Here is a 13,414-nt window from a genome sequence, read left to right as displayed (position 1 = left end):
CCCTCTGCCTTTCCAGCGAGGAGATGATGCGAAGGTGAGCGAAGAGAAGGCCCTGAAAGTCGGGCCGTCCGGCATCGAGGTGGCATACGAGCGCTTCGGCGACCCCCAGGCACCGCCCGTCCTGCTGATCATGGGCATCGCCATACAGATGTCCGGCTGGCCCGACGGCTTCTGCGCCGAGCTCGTCGCCCGCGGCCTGCAGCCGATCCGGTTCGACAACCGCGACGTCGGACTGTCCTCCCACTTCCCCGGCGCGCCGACGCCCGACCTGCAGGCGGCGCTCGACGGCGACATGTCCTCGGCGTCCTACACCCTGTCGGACATGGCGGCCGACGCCGTCGGCCTGCTCGACGTCCTCGGGCTGGACAGGGCCCACCTCGTCGGCTCCTCGATGGGCGGCGCGATCGCCCAGACGATCGCGATCGAGCATCCCGGCCGGGTCCTGTCGCTGACCTCGATGATGTCGACCACGGGCGATCCTTCCGTGGGCCAGGCGAAGCCCGAGGCGCTGGCTGCGCTGGCGGGGCCGGCGCCGCAGGGCCGCCAGGACGTGATCGACCAGATGGTCAGGGCCGTCCGGGCGCTCGGCTCACCCGGTTTCGAGATCGACGAGGCGGCGGTCGCCGACCGCGCGGGGCGCTCCTTCGACCGGGCCTACGACCCGCTCGGCGTCGCCCGTCAGGCGGTGGCCTCCGTCGCCTCAGGCGACCGGACGGATCGGCTTCGGTCGCTGGACGTGCCCACGCTGGTGATCCACGGCGCCGACGACCTGATGTGCGATGTCAGCGGCGGCCGGGCGACCGCGGCGGCCATCCCCGGAGCCGAGCTGGTGGTGATCGACGGCATGGGCCACGACCTGCCCCGGGCGCTGTGGCCCGAGATCGCCACACGGATCGCCGGCCTCGCCCAGGCCGCCGAGGCGCGCTCGGCCCACGACTGACCGGTCTGGGCCGGTTCACGCCGGCGGTTCACGCACGACGCCGCCGATGACCGTCGTCACGACCCTGTGGACGGCCTCGGCCTCGGGCGGGGTGCCTCTCCGGTCAGCGAACAGCAGGTGCCCGGCCCCGATCAGCGTGGGCGCGAGCGTGTCGACGTCGGCCTCGGCCGCGATGCGGCCCCTATCCCGCTCGGCGGCGAGGTAGGAGGCGATCATGGCGGCGGCCTCCGTCAGGACCGGGACGCCGGTCGGCCTGACCTGGCGCAGCCGGGCGCGCAGGTCGTCGCGGAAGGTGATGAGCGCGACGATGGCCACCGCGACCGACCCGAACAGTTCCGTCAGCGCGCCGGTGAGGTTGCCGGTGACGGTGCCGCTACCGGCGTGCTCGCGCAGGGCGGCGGCCTGGTCGCCGATCCGGGCGACGCGGTCGAGCACGAGTTCGGCGAGGAAGGCGTCGAAGTCGGCGAAGTGCCGGTGCAGGACGCCCTTGGAGCACCCGGCCTCCGTGGTGACCGCCCGGCTGGTCAGCGCGTTCGGCCCGTCCCGGAGCAGGATCCGCTCGGCGGCGTCGAACAGCTGCTCACGTGCGTCGCGCATGGCCACCCCTGTCGGCATACCGCGCATCCCTGCCTTCCACGTCCTGGCCCACCCGTTGCCGAGTGGGCATGTGCCCACTTATAGTGGGCGCATGCCCACTATACCTCCGGAGCGCGCTTCCCTTCCCGGGCCCGCGCCTCATGAAAACCGTCAGGTCGCCGAATCGTTCGGCTCGGACGCCGAACGCTACGACCGGACCCGGCCCCACTACCCCGACGCCATGGTGAACAGGATCGTCGCCGGCAGCCCCGGCCCCGACGTCCTCGACGTCGGAGCCGGCACCGGCATAGACGCCCGGCAGTTCCAGGCGGCCGGCTGCAAGGTGCTCGGGGTCGAACCCGACGCGCGGATGGCCGACTTCGCACGGCGCGGCGGGCTCGAAGTCGAGGTGGCGACGTTCGAAGCATGGGACCCCGCCGGCCGGGACTTCGACGCGGTCGTCGCCGGGCAGACCTGGCACTGGGTGGACGCGGTCGCGGGGGCGGCCAAGGCGGCGCAGGTACTGCGTCCCGGTGGACGGCTGGCCGTGTTCTGGAACGCCTTCCAGCTCCCGCCCGACATGGATGAAGCCTTCGCCGCCGTCCATCGCCGCGTCATACCCGACTCGCCGATCCGCCAGCGCGGCATGCCCGGCCTGGACGCCTATGTGATGCTGTCCACCACGGCGGCCGACGGCATCCGGCAGGCGGGCGCGTTCGGCGACCCCGAGCACTGGCGGTTCGAATGGGAGCTGCCCTACACCCGCGACGAGTGGCTGGACCAGCTGCCCACCTTCGGCCTCCACACCCAGCTCCCGCCGGCCACGCTGCAGGAGGTGCTCGCGGGCACCGGCGCCGCCATCGACGCGGTGGGCGGCGGCTTCACGATGCGCTACACCACGATGGTGGTCACCGCGGTGCGAACCGGCGCCGCCTGAGCCGGCGCGGCCGCGGCCGCAGGCGGGGGTGCCGGGGACGTCCCGGCTAGGATCTGCTCGGCCAGACCACCTCGGCAGCACGGAGGGTGCCATGACACCCGGTCGCACGGATCCCGTCGCGCCCGACCGGCTCACGATCTGCGGCGAGCCGGGGGCTCGCTCGACCAGCGGTCTGGTCGCCTACCTCGACGGCGAGCCGGTCGGCTGGTGCGCGGTCGAGCCCCGCACCTCCAATCCTCGCCTGCTCCTCACCCGTACCCCATGGACCGGACGCGAGGAGGACAAGAGCGACGGCGGCGTCTGGGCCGTCACCTGCCTGCTCACCCGCAAGGGCTTCCGCAGGCGCGGCATCACCTACGCCCTCGCCCGCGCGAGCGTCGCCTTCGCCCGCGACCGCGGCGCTCGAGGCCTACACGATGATCACCCAGCCGGGCAAGGAGATCACCTGGGGCGAGCTGCACGTCGGCAGCCGTGACGTGTTCGCCGACGCGGGATTCACCGAGGTCAGCCACCCCAGCCCCCGGCGTGTGGTCATGCGCGTCGACTTCTGAACACAAGCACCCGGGCCGCCGGAATTAATGGCGTGCGGAGCCGGCCGGCCGTAGGGCATCCTGCGACACCATGGCGATCTTCTACGTGGTCCAGCACGGTGAGAAGGAGCAGCACGCCGGCGATCCGCCGCTGACCGCCGCCGGGCGGGCGCAGGCACGTCGAACCGCAGGCCGGCTAGGCTCCTTCGAACCCAATGCCGTCTTCAGCAGCCCGCTGCGACGCGCCCGCGAGACGGCCGGCATCATCGCCTCGGCGCTCGGCCTCACCGTCGGCGAGGACGCCCGGCTGAGCGAAAGGATGAACTGGGACGGCCGGCGGCCGCTCGAGGACTTCCTGGCCGACTGGCACACGGCCGCACGTCATCGCGACTTCGTCCCGCCGGACGGCGACTCCTCGCACCAGGCCGCTCGCCGCTTCCAGGCCTTTCTCGACGATCACGCGCAGGAGCCGGGCTCGATCGTCGTCTGCACCCACGGCGGCGTCACCGTCGACCTTCTGCGCACGCTGGCGGGTGAGGCGTCGCTGCCCGACGGCCTCCTGGAGTACGGCGTGCCGCCCTGCGCGATCACCACCCTGGACGGCCTGCTGGTGGTGGACATCGCCTCGGTCAGGCATCTGCGATGACCGGCGAAGGATCCAGCCGGCCGCGGACACCGCCCCTGCTCACTCCGGCCGCTGCGGCCGGGCCGTCGCCCGCAGGCCGCGGATGAACAGCTCCAGGTGACGCCGGGCGAAGGCGTGCTTCTCCCCGGCGTCGAGCGATCCGGGCAGGGGTCGGGCGATGCGGACGAGCATCGTCACGACGTCCATGAAGGTGACGTCCTCGGGCAGGGCTCCGCAGGCGCGCGCGTCGTCGACGAGCCGGCGCACGCTGGTGGCGGACTCCTCGCGGGCGGAGGACAACTGCGGGTCGGCACGCAGGTCCACCACGTCGATCAGGGCGGGCAGTACCGCCGAGACCCGCAGTTCGAGCGCTTGTCGCAGGTAGCGTGCCAGTGCCTCGAACGGGTCGCTCTCCGCCGCCGCCGTCGCCGCGGCGGCCGCGGCGGTGGTCTTGTCCAGCGCGTCCAGGGCGACGGCGTGCAAGAGCGCGTCGCGGTCGGGGAAGCGGCGGTACAGCGTGGCGCTGCCGACTCCCGCGCGCCGGGCGATGTCGTCGAGCGGCACGTCGGGGCCGCGTTCGGCGATCATGTCGCGCGCGGCGAGCAGGATCTGTTCCAGGTTGCGCCGCGCGTCGGCCCGCATGGGTTTGGGCTCCACCTCGTTGCCTCCCTCGTCGTGCGCCCAGCATAGCGGTAACCGGAGAAAATCCCCCCACTTACGCTTGTGCGGTCGCCGGCCCCGTGCCACAGTTAAGTGGGGAAATTTTCCCCACTTAGGAAGGGACGGATGACATGAGCAGCCAGCAGCAGGTCCTCGACCTCCTCCACCGGTGGGCCGGCGCCGAACTCCACGGCGACGCCGACGCCTTCGACGACCTCCTCAGCGCGGACTTCACCGGCATCGGACCCGTCGGGTTCGTCCTGGACAAACACCAGTGGGCCGGCCGCCACCGCGGCGATCTGACGAATCACCACTTCGAGATACGCGAGCCGCACGTGCGCCTGCACGGCGACAGCGCGATCGTGGGCGGCGTCCAGGAGCAGCGCACCTCCGTCATGGGGCGCCAGGTCGACGACTCCTTCCGGCTGACCCTGCTCGCCGTGCGGCAGGACGACCGCTGGGTCATCGCCAACATCCAGCTCAGCGGCCCGCTGCAGTCCCCCTCCGCTCCCCCGCCCTTCGCCCGCCAAGCCGGCCCCGCCTCCCGAGAGGAGCTCCAGGCGGCGATCAAGGGCGAGAGCGTCACCGTCGTCGACGCCCTGCCCGCTCCGGTGTACCGGCGAAGGCACCTGCCCGGCGCCCTGAACCTCACCGCGGAGGACGCCTCGCGCTCGGCGGCCGAGCTGCTGCCGGACCGGTCCGCGCCGATCGTGGCCTATTCGACCGACACCGCATGCGAGCGGGGCCCCGCCCTGGTCGCGGAGCTGAAGCGGCTCGGCTACCGAAACGTGCGCCTGTACGCCGACGGCATCGAGGACTGGGCAGGAGCGGGACTACCGCTCGAGAGCGCCTGAGGCCACCCCTCGCGGCCCGGACCTGGCCTCGCGCAACGAGGCCGACGGCCCGCGGCACGAACAGGGCGCCGCGGCGACGATAGAGTCTTGCGATCATGACGTCGCCCGCCACCGTCCCCCGACGGTTCGGACCGCGGGCGATCCGAGACGCGCAGCCGGGAGGACGACGCGCCCCGTGGCCGATCGCAGCAGAGGACGCCCCGGCTGGCTTCACGTCGGCCCCCTCGAGGCGCGGCTCACCCGCGCGTGGGACCCCGGCGCCTTCCCTCCGGCTCCCACCCTCCTGGCGATCATGACGCTGTCGGCCGTACCGCGGGCGCTGGCCACCAGGCTGGCCGACCACCTGACCGGCGGCATCGTGGTCGGCACGGGGGCCGTTCCCGACCTGCCCGGCTTCGAGTCGCTGCGCGACCGGCCGCTACCGGTTCAGGCCGGCTCGTGGGAGCGCTCCGCCGGGGTCTACGACCCCGGGCAGCGGCGCATCGGAGTCGGCAGCGTCCCCTCCCCGTCGGTCAGCGTCTGCGGTCACGAGCTCGGCCACGCGGTCGACGATCTGGACGGACGAGCCTCGCAGAGCGAGTTCTGGGTGGTACTGCACGCCTTACGCGGCAGCCGGCTGGAGCCGCCCTACCGCCAGGACGTCACCGAGCTGTTCGCCGAGTGCTTCGCCGCGGTCCTCACCCGCAGGGCCGCGCGGCTGCTCAGGCTGCTCGACGGTGACGAGGCGAGCGCGTACCGGGTCTACCGATGGCTGTGCGAGCGGTACCGATTGGGCTGAGGCCCCGCTCCCCCGACCGCGCCTGGCTATGCTGAGGGACAGGAGCGATCGGAAGGGGCAGGCGATGAGCGTCACCATGCTGCCGGGCGGCGTGCTGCGCGTCCCTACCGTCACCACCCTCGACAACGGCACACAGGTCGACGGGACACGCGACATCACCCCTGACTCGCCGGACTACGAGGCCTACCTGCCCTACGCCGTCGGCGAGGACGAGCAGTGGCACGAGGACGCCGAGGACGCGGCGATCCTGGCCAGGTGGCGGGCCAGGGCCAGCGCGTAGCCCCCGCCCACCCGCCGACGCCAACCGCCGTTCAGCCCCCGAGCAGGACCGCCCGCAGCCGGGTGGCGAACCGGCCGGGATCGTCGACGAAGCCGATGTGCCCGCCGGGGAACAGCGTGGGCTCGACGCCGAGCTCCCCTGCCAGCGCCCTGGAGGCGCGGTCGCAGAGCTGCTCGGCCGAGTCCTCGCCGATGCCGACCACGATGCGGGTCCCGACCGCGCGCAGGGCGTCGAGGTCGGGCTGCCAGCGGGTGGTCGCGAGCAGCTCGTGGGCGAACCAGCGCCGCTCGTCGGCGACCTGCCGCGGGTCGCGTTCGCCTCCGAACATCGCCTCGATCGCCCCTTCCGGCATGACGATGTTGGCCTGCGCCATGAACTTCGTCCATGCCCCGATGACGTCGCCTGCCAGGTAGGTGGCGATCTGGTCCTCGGTCCCCGCGCGCAGCTTGTCGCGGTCCTCGAGCAGCTCGACCAGCGGCGGCTCGTGGGCGATGACGGTGTGGACGCGGTCGGGGTCGGCCTGCGCGAGGGCCAGCGCGGTGACGGCGCCGCCGCTGGAACCCAGGACCACGGCAGGACCGAGGTCGAGGTGGGCCAGCAGCCTGGACAGGTCGTCGGCGCGCAGCTGCGGGGTCGAGTCCTGCTCGGGGTCCTGGAGCGGGCTGCGGTTGATGCCGCGCGGGTCGGTGGTGAGCACGGTGTGGTCGGCGGCCAGCAGGCCGGCCAGCGGCGCGAACGCGTCGGCGCCCATCGGGGCGCCGACCAGCACCACCGCAGGGCCGTGGCCGCGCACCTCGTAGTGCAGGCGCGCGCCGGGGACCTCGAAGGTCCGGGCGGTGGCGGGAACGGTCGGGGCGGGGGTCGTCACAGGGTCCTCCTGGTGGGTGCGGTCACTGTCCGGTCGAGGACTTGGACTCCCTTCACGAGGCGGACTCATCGCTTTCCGGCGAGATTTCTTCACCATCTCCTCGCCGGCCGTGGACGCGGCCTCGCCGCCGATGCATGCGGCCTCGCCGTCGATCCGCTCGCCCGGCCACGGCTCGCGCTCGCGCATGGCACGGATCAGGACCGGCGTCGCGACCAGCAGGGCGACCCCGCGCAGCACGCCCGCGACGAGGTACGGCGCGCGCAACCCGAACGCGTGGGCCACCAGCCCGCCGGCCAGCGCCCCGAGCGGCATCAGCCCCCAGCCGACCGTCTTGTAGACGCTGTTGACCCGGCCCAGCAGCGGGGACGGCACGATCTGCTGCCGGAGTGTGACGGTCACGATGTTCCAGAGCGTGGTGACGAACCCCCCGGCGGCCAGCAGGAGGCCGAGCATGATCGCGTTCGGGCTCAGCCCGATCCCGGCGAAGACGACGGCGTTGGCGGCAAGCGCGGCCAACAGCGCGGCCTGCGCGCCGAATCTCCTGACCACGCGCGCGTTGACCAGCGCGCCGAGCAGGCTGCCGACCGCCGCGCCGGCCAGCAGCAGACCGTAGCCGCGCGCGTCGAGGTGCAGCGCTCCGGTCGCCAGCAGGACGAGCGTGGCGTTGCCGAGCTGACCGCAGAAGGTGTTGACCCCCAGCAGCACCGCGAGGGTGCGCAGCAGCCGGTGCCGCACCAGCGAGCGCAGGCCGTCCGCGATCGCCGCGCGCATCGGCGGGCGCCCGACACGCAGGCTGCCGGGCGTGTGCCTGTGCCTGGGAAGGGTGGCCAGCAGCGCGGCGGACACGGCCGACATGGCGGCGCTCATCCCGAACGGCAGCGCCACGGCGAGCCCGAACAGCATGCTGCCGGCCGGCGGGCCCAGGAACTGCTGCCCGATCGTCGCCACCGCCTGCTGATGGCCGTTGGCCCCGTGCAACCGGGGCCTGGCGACGAGGTCCGGCAGGATCGCGTGGGCCGCGTTGCCGGAGACGACCGCGCACGCACCCAGCCCGAAGGCCAGCACCGCGAGCAGCGGGACGCCGACGTGGCCGAACGCGGCGAGAACCGCGACGCAGCCGACGAGCACCGCCTGAACCGCCTGCGAGCGCCACATGAGGGTGGCATGGTCATACCGGTCGACGAGCGCACCGGCGGGCAGGGACAACAGCAGCCAGGGCAGATACGTCGCCGCGGACACCATCGCGACGAGGCGGGGGTCGCGCGTGAGCGTGACGGCCAGCAGCGGAACAGCCGCGGCGAAGGCCCCGTCACCGGCGGTGCCGACACCTGTCGCCCACCACAACCGCCAGTAGGCTCCGGGCAGGCGAGGTTCGGCGTCGCTTCGCGTCATGCCGGGATCATCACGCTGCCGCGGGCAGCGGCGACACCATGTAGCTCATGCCTACACAATCGATTCATGGCTTTGACGGTCGAGCTCGGTGTGGCCGAGCTGGCGGCGACGCGATTCGCGACCTCGCCGCTGTCCGAGACGGTGTCCGGCCTGCAGCAGCTCGGCGGCCGTGACCGGCAGGCGATCAACCTGCCGTGGCTGCGATGGGCTGAGGACAGCCTCGCCAAGGACCCCCTCGACCTGCCACGCACCTGGCCCCTGATCGTGAACGACCGGCCGAGCTGGCCGGAGTTCCTGGTGCCGGCCCCGCTCGGCGCGGGCACCTCCATCGACGACGACCTGGCGGCCCTGCAGCGGACGAGCGCCCGTCAGGTGCGGGCCAGCCTGCGGCGGGTGTTCGGCGAACACCCGCCTGACACCGCCGCCGCGCTCGCCGCGCGTCCGGCGGCGGGACTGCGCGCGATCGCCGCCGAACTGCGCGCGGCCTACGAGCGGCTCATCGCACCGCACTGGCCACGCATCAGGGCCGTCCTGGATGCGGACGTCCTGTATCGCGCCAGGCAACTGGCCGCGGGCGGCGCCGAAGGGGTGTTCACCGGCCTGCACCCCGATCTGCACTGGTGCGAGGGCCGGCTGACGCTGAAGCAAGCGCGCTGGCCGGCCGAGCTCGCGGTCAACCGCGGCCCGGGCGGGCTGGTGCTCATCCCCGTCGCTCTCGGCTCCCCCTACGTACTCATCAAGAAGAGCACGTCCACGCAGACCACGGTGCGATACCCGGCGCGGGGCCTCGCGACGTTGTGGACGGCGGGCACGCGGCCGCCCGAGGACAGCGCTGTGCGGCTGCTCGGTCGCGTGCGGGCCGAACTGCTGCAGGCGCTGCGCTCCCCCGCGACCACCACGGACCTGGCCCGCGCGTTCGGCGTCACACCCAGCGCGGTGTCGCAACACCTGGGCGTGCTGCGCGCCGGCGGGCTCATCGCGCGAGAGCGTTCCGGGCGCCACGTCCTGTACGTGACGACCCCTCTCGGGCAGTCCCTGAGCGGGCCGCCCACCACCTAGCCGCGAACCGCCGCCCGCCCGGGCGGCCCGGGCGGCCCGAGGGGCCCGAGGGGCCCGGCGCGGCACGAGGCCGGCCGGTCAGCCGGACGGCGACACCAGGCCCGCGTCGTAGGCCACGATGACCAGCTGTGTCCGGTCACGGGCGTCGAGCTTGGCGAGCAGGCTGGCCACGTGCGCCTTGGCGGTGCCAGGACTGATGTGCAGGTGGGCCGCGATCTCGGCGTAGAAGGCGGCGGGCATGTCAGCGCCCGGCGACCTGTCGCCGCAGCGCTCGCTGGAGATCACCCGCGCCTACGTCGGCGCCTTCTTCGACCTGCACCTGAAAGGCAGGAAGCAGCCGCTGCTGGACGGCCCTTCACCGGCCGACCCCGAGGTCGCCTTCCACAACCCCTGACCCCGCGGTCACCGGTCACAGGGCGCGCAGGCGGGCTGGTGCGCCCTCCCGTCGATCGAGACCGCGCCGTGCTCGGCCCGGCAGGAATGCAGGCCGCCGGGCACAGCGGCGGTCGCCCTGTCGCCGGCCGGCCCGGGCCTGGGTTGGAGTATGGGTGCTGTAGGACCGACCGCTCGACCCGAAAGGCGCGCATCGTGCAGGAACCCACCGTCAACCGGCCGCAGGCGCCCGACCCGGTCACCAAGGCCGGCTACGAGCTCGAATTCGAGGACACCTTCGACGGCGACGTCCTGGACGAGACCCGCTGGATCCCCTACTACCTGCCCCAATGGAGCAGCCGTGCCACATCCGCGGCCCGATACAGGATCGAGGACGGCCACCTGCACCTGCTGATCGAGGAGGACCAGCCGCCCTGGGCGCCCGACCTCGAGGGCGGGCTTCGCGTCTCGTCCCTGCAGACGGGCCTGTTCGCCGGGCCGGTGGGAAGCTCCATCGGCCAGCACGGGCGCGGCGCGATCGTCCGCGAGGCGCAACCCGACCTCAGGCTCTACACCCCGCAGTACGGCCTGATCGAGCTGCGGGCCAAGGCGATCGACGACCCGCGCTCCATGGTCGCACTGTGGATGATCGGCTACGAGGACGAGCCCGAGCGATCGGCGGAGATCTGCGTCTGCGAGATCTTCGGCCGCGACGTCACGGCCGACCACGCCGGCGTCGGGATGGGCCTGCACCCCTTCGGCGACCCCGCGATCGTCGACGACTTCGCGGTGGAACGCATCGCCGTCGACGCCCGGGAGTTCCACGTCTACGCCGCCGAATGGACCCCCGAACACGTCGCCTTCTTCGTCGACGGCCGGCACGTCAAGACCATCCGCCAATCGCCCGGCTACCCCATGCAGCTCATGCTGAACATCTACGAGTTCCCCGAGGCGGACGGCTCGCCGGCGGCGCGGCACCCCTATCCCAAGCGGTTCACGATCGACTACGTCAGGGGCTACCGGCCGCCCGGCCGTCCCGGCGGAGCGCCCTGACCGGGACCGGCGCGCCGGGACCGGCGTGCCGGCCCGCTCGTGAGCGGACGCTCAGGTGTAGTAGCCCTCCACGGGAGTGCGAGCCTCGTCGTACAGCGCGGGACCCTCCAGCAGCGGCTGCGGGAAGCCGCCGCCGGGCTTGAGCCCGGCGAGCTGGTCGTTGGACAGCGCGAACACCACCCGGCCCAGCCCGGACCGTTCGATCGCGCCGCCGCACATGCCGCACGGCTGGCAGCTGGTGTACATGGTGGTGGCCGCCGCCGTGGCGGGATCCAGCTCGCGCGCCGCCCACCGGGCCAGCTTCAGCTCCGGGTGCGCGGTGATGTCGGAGTCGGCGACGGAGGTGTTGTGGTCTTCGGCCAGCACGGCACCGTCCGGGCCGACCAGCAGCGAGCCGAACGGCGGGTTGCCGCCCTCTCGCGACCTGGCGGCCAGGTCGATCGCCCTGCGAAGGTGACGCTCGTCGTCGGGGGTCACGGTTGCTGCCTTCCTGTAAGGGTTGTCGTGCGGGCGGCGACGGCGGCCAGCGCGCGCCAGGCCGTCTCGGGGCGGAGGGTGTCGTCGGGGTCGGTGTCGAACGGGTCGAGCACGACGGTGCCGACGCCCATGGCGCGCAACTGGTCGAGGTCGTCGACGATCTGCTCGATCGTGCCCTCGCCGGCACGCCGTTCAGGGCCGGTGACCGGCTCGTCGGTCATCCGCAGCACGATCCGCGGCATCAGGGCGGGCACGGCCGCCCCTTCCTCGTCGGCGATGGCCTTCAGCCGGTCCAGCGCCTCACGCAGCCACGCCAACGTGACACGCAGCGGATGCCACGCCGCGCCGTGCCGTACCGCGCGGCGCATGCCCGCGTCGCTGTTGCCGCCCACCCAGATCGGGATCGGCCCCGGCCCGTAGTCGCCCTTGTTCTCCCATGCCGCCCTGACGGCGTCCAGGTACTCGTCGGTCAGCCTGCCGCGCCGCTCGAACGGCACGTCGAGCGCCTCGAACTCCTGGCGGGCCCAGCCTGAGGCCACGCCCAGCACGAGGCGTCCGCCACTGAGCTGGTGGAGGTTGGCGGCCATGCGCGCGATGAGCAGCGGATGGCGGTAGGGAACGATGAGCACCGTGGTGCCGAGCCTGACCCGGCTGGTGATGCCCGACAGCCACGCGAGCGTGGTGAACGGCTCATAGAAGGGGGCCGGGTACTGCTCGGCGACGTCCGGTGTGATCACCACGTGGTCGGAGACCAGCAACAGGTCGAACCCGAGCCCTTCCACGATCTGCGCCCACCGCCGGAGCGTGGCCGGGTCGGTGCCCGGACCAAAGTTGGGAACATTAACGCCTATCTGCATCAATTCAGACTATTAACCAGATAGCCGCTACCGGAAGGGATTCCTCCTGGCATAAGGAGCGAATCGCCGTGGATTCATCGGTATCGTGGGCATATGACCGTGACTCTGGACGGGACCGACTGGGTGATCCTGGCCGAACTCCAGCGCGACGGCCGGATCTCGCTGACCGAACTGGGCAGGCGCGTCAGCCTCAGCGCCTCAGCGGTGACCGAACGGGTCAAACGACTGGAGTCGGCCGGCGTCATCACCGGCTACCGGGCCGAGGTCGACGTGGAAAGCGTGGGCTTCGCGGTACTCGCCGTGGTGCGCCTGAAATACCCCGGCAACCGGCACGAACCCCTGCACCAACTGCTCGGCGAACGCGCCGAGATCCTGGAATGCCTGCGCACCACCGGCGACGACTGCTACCTGCTCAAGGTGGCCGCCACCTCCATGAGCCACCTCGAACGCCTCGTCAACGAGCTGGCGGAGTTCGGCAGCACCACCACCAACCTCGTCTACAGCCAGCCCCTGCCCTACCGCGGCCCCCGGGCGCCCCTGACCCCCGACACCCGCTGAACGACCAGAAGATCGTTTACGTGGTGATGTCATGAGGAAACTTCTGGCTCCGGCTGCCGCCTTCCTCATGATCACGAGTTGTGGCGGCACAGCCGAGCATCGCGCGTCCGAACAGGGTGCGATCAACCCAGCCATGGCGACGCCCGTCGCGCCGGCCACGGTCCACCTCGCCTCGTCCAGCATCGGCAAGATCCTGGTCGACGACGAAGGCATGACGCTCTACCTGTTCGAGAAGGACAAGAACGGCACATCCGCGTGCTACGACGAGTGCGCCGAAGAATGGCCGCCCTACCTGACCAAGGGCGACCCCAAGGCCGAGCAAGGCGCCAAACCCGACCTGCTCACAACCGTCAACCGCACCGACGGCGGCACCCAGGTCGTCTACGGCCGCTGGCCGCTGTACCACTACCACGACGACAAGAAACCAGGTGACCTCACCGGCCACGACAAGAAGGAGTTCGGCGCCGAGTGGTACGCCGTGAACGCCCAAGGCCACAAGGCCCACTGACGCCAGGCACCCCTCAACCCTGACCGAGGCCCGGCAGGCCCGCTCCACCACGACACCACAGGCACGACCAGGCGAGCACCCCGGCCGCGC

18 protein-coding genes are annotated in these 13,414 nt (G+C 72.3%); 12 read left to right on the top strand and 6 right to left on the bottom strand.

Going from position 1 to position 13,414, the window contains the following annotated elements; genetic code table 11:
- Positions 1-34 precede the first annotated feature (34 nt).
- Entirely contained in the window at positions 35-940 is a 906-nt protein-coding gene (locus AC3EO4_RS27825) for an alpha/beta fold hydrolase (RefSeq protein WP_431898525.1), read from the top strand.
- Between the two features lie 15 nt (positions 941-955).
- Here the strand turns inward: AC3EO4_RS27825 and AC3EO4_RS27820 are convergent, their stop codons facing one another.
- Positions 956-1,555, bottom strand: a complete 600-nt coding sequence (locus AC3EO4_RS27820) for a TetR/AcrR family transcriptional regulator (protein ID WP_431898524.1) — start codon at positions 1,553-1,555, stop codon at positions 956-958.
- A 73-nt stretch (positions 1,556-1,628) separates the two neighbouring features.
- Here AC3EO4_RS27820 and AC3EO4_RS27815 point away from each other — a divergent pair, with 73 nt between their 5' ends.
- From AC3EO4_RS27815 to AC3EO4_RS27805, 3 genes are all read left to right on the top strand, one after another.
- Positions 1,629-2,453: a class I SAM-dependent methyltransferase gene (locus tag AC3EO4_RS27815; RefSeq protein ID WP_431898523.1), complete on the top strand. Its 825-nt coding sequence runs from the start codon at positions 1,629-1,631 to the stop codon at positions 2,451-2,453.
- Between the two features lie 91 nt (positions 2,454-2,544).
- Positions 2,545-2,928 (top strand): GNAT family N-acetyltransferase, encoded by a 384-nt coding sequence (locus AC3EO4_RS27810; protein ID WP_431898522.1) that lies wholly within the window; start codon positions 2,545-2,547, stop codon positions 2,926-2,928.
- A gap of 146 nt (positions 2,929-3,074) precedes the next feature.
- Positions 3,075-3,629 (top strand): histidine phosphatase family protein, encoded by a 555-nt coding sequence (locus tag AC3EO4_RS27805; protein ID WP_431898521.1) that lies wholly within the window; start codon positions 3,075-3,077, stop codon positions 3,627-3,629.
- A gap of 39 nt (positions 3,630-3,668) precedes the next feature.
- On the opposite strand, the gene AC3EO4_RS27800 is transcribed toward AC3EO4_RS27805, so the two are convergent.
- Complete coding sequence (locus tag AC3EO4_RS27800) at positions 3,669-4,265, bottom strand: TetR/AcrR family transcriptional regulator (RefSeq protein WP_431898520.1); 597 nt, start codon at positions 4,263-4,265, stop codon at positions 3,669-3,671.
- A 134-nt stretch (positions 4,266-4,399) separates the two neighbouring features.
- On the opposite strand from AC3EO4_RS27800, the gene AC3EO4_RS27795 reads away from it, so the two are divergent.
- The 3 genes from AC3EO4_RS27795 to AC3EO4_RS27785 all read left to right on the top strand — a co-directional run bounded on the left by AC3EO4_RS27795 (position 4,400) and on the right by AC3EO4_RS27785 (position 6,180).
- Positions 4,400-5,122: a DUF4440 domain-containing protein gene (locus AC3EO4_RS27795; RefSeq protein ID WP_379580518.1), complete on the top strand. Its 723-nt coding sequence runs from the start codon at positions 4,400-4,402 to the stop codon at positions 5,120-5,122.
- A gap of 175 nt (positions 5,123-5,297) precedes the next feature.
- Positions 5,298-5,900, top strand: a complete 603-nt coding sequence (locus tag AC3EO4_RS27790) for a hypothetical protein (RefSeq protein ID WP_379580516.1) — start codon at positions 5,298-5,300, stop codon at positions 5,898-5,900.
- Between the two features lie 64 nt (positions 5,901-5,964).
- Positions 5,965-6,180: a hypothetical protein gene (locus AC3EO4_RS27785; RefSeq protein ID WP_379580514.1), complete on the top strand. Its 216-nt coding sequence runs from the start codon at positions 5,965-5,967 to the stop codon at positions 6,178-6,180.
- Positions 6,181-6,211: 31 nt separating this feature from the next.
- Here the strand turns inward: AC3EO4_RS27785 and AC3EO4_RS27780 are convergent, their stop codons facing one another.
- Entirely contained in the window at positions 6,212-8,440 is a 2,229-nt protein-coding gene (locus AC3EO4_RS27780) for an MFS transporter (protein WP_431898519.1), read from the bottom strand.
- A gap of 66 nt (positions 8,441-8,506) precedes the next feature.
- Here AC3EO4_RS27780 and AC3EO4_RS27775 point away from each other — a divergent pair, with 66 nt between their 5' ends.
- On the top strand, positions 8,507-9,499 hold the full coding sequence (locus tag AC3EO4_RS27775; RefSeq protein ID WP_379580510.1) for an ArsR/SmtB family transcription factor: 993 nt from the start codon (positions 8,507-8,509) through the stop codon (positions 9,497-9,499).
- Between the two features lie 78 nt (positions 9,500-9,577).
- On the opposite strand, the gene AC3EO4_RS27770 is transcribed toward AC3EO4_RS27775, so the two are convergent.
- Positions 9,578-9,739 (bottom strand): response regulator transcription factor, encoded by a 162-nt coding sequence (locus AC3EO4_RS27770; protein WP_379580508.1) that lies wholly within the window; start codon positions 9,737-9,739, stop codon positions 9,578-9,580.
- Here AC3EO4_RS27770 and AC3EO4_RS27765 point away from each other — a divergent pair.
- Together AC3EO4_RS27765 and AC3EO4_RS27760 are read left to right on the top strand one after the other, a co-directional pair.
- The gene (locus AC3EO4_RS27765) at positions 9,738-9,893 is read left to right on the top strand and encodes a hypothetical protein (protein ID WP_431898518.1); all 156 of its coding nucleotides are present in this window, start codon (positions 9,738-9,740) and stop codon (positions 9,891-9,893) included. The two genes, AC3EO4_RS27770 and AC3EO4_RS27765, sit on opposite strands and share 2 nt — an antisense overlap.
- Positions 9,894-10,087: 194 nt before the next feature.
- The gene (locus AC3EO4_RS27760; RefSeq protein WP_431898517.1) at positions 10,088-10,924 is read left to right on the top strand and encodes a glycoside hydrolase family 16 protein; all 837 of its coding nucleotides are present in this window, start codon (positions 10,088-10,090) and stop codon (positions 10,922-10,924) included.
- A 51-nt stretch (positions 10,925-10,975) separates the two neighbouring features.
- Here AC3EO4_RS27760 and AC3EO4_RS27755 read toward each other — a convergent pair whose 3' ends face one another.
- Positions 10,976-11,401 carry a nucleoside deaminase gene (locus AC3EO4_RS27755; protein WP_379580502.1) on the bottom strand — a complete coding sequence of 142 codons (426 nt, stop codon included), beginning with the start codon at positions 11,399-11,401 and terminating at the stop codon, positions 10,976-10,978.
- The gene (locus AC3EO4_RS27750; protein WP_431898516.1) at positions 11,398-12,258 is read right to left on the bottom strand and encodes an LLM class flavin-dependent oxidoreductase; all 861 of its coding nucleotides are present in this window, start codon (positions 12,256-12,258) and stop codon (positions 11,398-11,400) included. The genes AC3EO4_RS27755 and AC3EO4_RS27750 overlap by 4 nt, the downstream gene beginning before the upstream one ends.
- A 93-nt stretch (positions 12,259-12,351) precedes the next feature.
- Between AC3EO4_RS27750 and AC3EO4_RS27745 the strand changes: the two genes are divergently transcribed.
- Both AC3EO4_RS27745 and AC3EO4_RS27740 read left to right on the top strand, forming a co-directional pair.
- Complete coding sequence (locus AC3EO4_RS27745; protein ID WP_431898515.1) at positions 12,352-12,816, top strand: Lrp/AsnC family transcriptional regulator; 465 nt, start codon at positions 12,352-12,354, stop codon at positions 12,814-12,816.
- A 31-nt stretch (positions 12,817-12,847) separates the two neighbouring features.
- The gene (locus AC3EO4_RS27740; RefSeq protein ID WP_431898514.1) at positions 12,848-13,324 is read left to right on the top strand and encodes a COG4315 family predicted lipoprotein; all 477 of its coding nucleotides are present in this window, start codon (positions 12,848-12,850) and stop codon (positions 13,322-13,324) included.
- The last annotated feature ends 90 nt before the right edge of the window (positions 13,325-13,414 follow it).

It is taken from the genome of Nonomuraea sp. bgisy101 (genome assembly GCF_057708945.1).
Note: the sequence above shows the minus strand (reverse complement) of the source record. Positions and strands in the feature narration are given on the sequence as shown.

Coding starts and splice junctions, on each gene's coding strand:
- AC3EO4_RS27820 (WP_431898524.1), bottom strand. CDS start 1,555: ATGCCGACAGGGGTGGCCATGCGCGACGCACGTGAGCAGCTGTTCGAC.
- AC3EO4_RS27815 (WP_431898523.1), top strand. CDS start 1,629: ATGCCCACTATACCTCCGGAGCGCGCTTCCCTTCCCGGGCCCGCGCCT.
- AC3EO4_RS27810 (WP_431898522.1), top strand. CDS start 2,545: ATGACACCCGGTCGCACGGATCCCGTCGCGCCCGACCGGCTCACGATC.
- AC3EO4_RS27805 (WP_431898521.1), top strand. CDS start 3,075: ATGGCGATCTTCTACGTGGTCCAGCACGGTGAGAAGGAGCAGCACGCC.
- AC3EO4_RS27795 (WP_379580518.1), top strand. CDS start 4,400: ATGAGCAGCCAGCAGCAGGTCCTCGACCTCCTCCACCGGTGGGCCGGC.
- AC3EO4_RS27785 (WP_379580514.1), top strand. CDS start 5,965: ATGAGCGTCACCATGCTGCCGGGCGGCGTGCTGCGCGTCCCTACCGTC.
- AC3EO4_RS27780 (WP_431898519.1), bottom strand. CDS start 8,440: ATGACGCGAAGCGACGCCGAACCTCGCCTGCCCGGAGCCTACTGGCGG.
- AC3EO4_RS27775 (WP_379580510.1), top strand. CDS start 8,507: ATGGCTTTGACGGTCGAGCTCGGTGTGGCCGAGCTGGCGGCGACGCGA.
- AC3EO4_RS27765 (WP_431898518.1), top strand. CDS start 9,738: ATGTCAGCGCCCGGCGACCTGTCGCCGCAGCGCTCGCTGGAGATCACC.
- AC3EO4_RS27770 (WP_379580508.1), bottom strand. CDS start 9,739: ATGCCCGCCGCCTTCTACGCCGAGATCGCGGCCCACCTGCACATCAGT.
- AC3EO4_RS27750 (WP_431898516.1), bottom strand. CDS start 12,258: ATGCAGATAGGCGTTAATGTTCCCAACTTTGGTCCGGGCACCGACCCG.
- AC3EO4_RS27745 (WP_431898515.1), top strand. CDS start 12,352: ATGACCGTGACTCTGGACGGGACCGACTGGGTGATCCTGGCCGAACTC.
- AC3EO4_RS27740 (WP_431898514.1), top strand. CDS start 12,848: ATGAGGAAACTTCTGGCTCCGGCTGCCGCCTTCCTCATGATCACGAGT.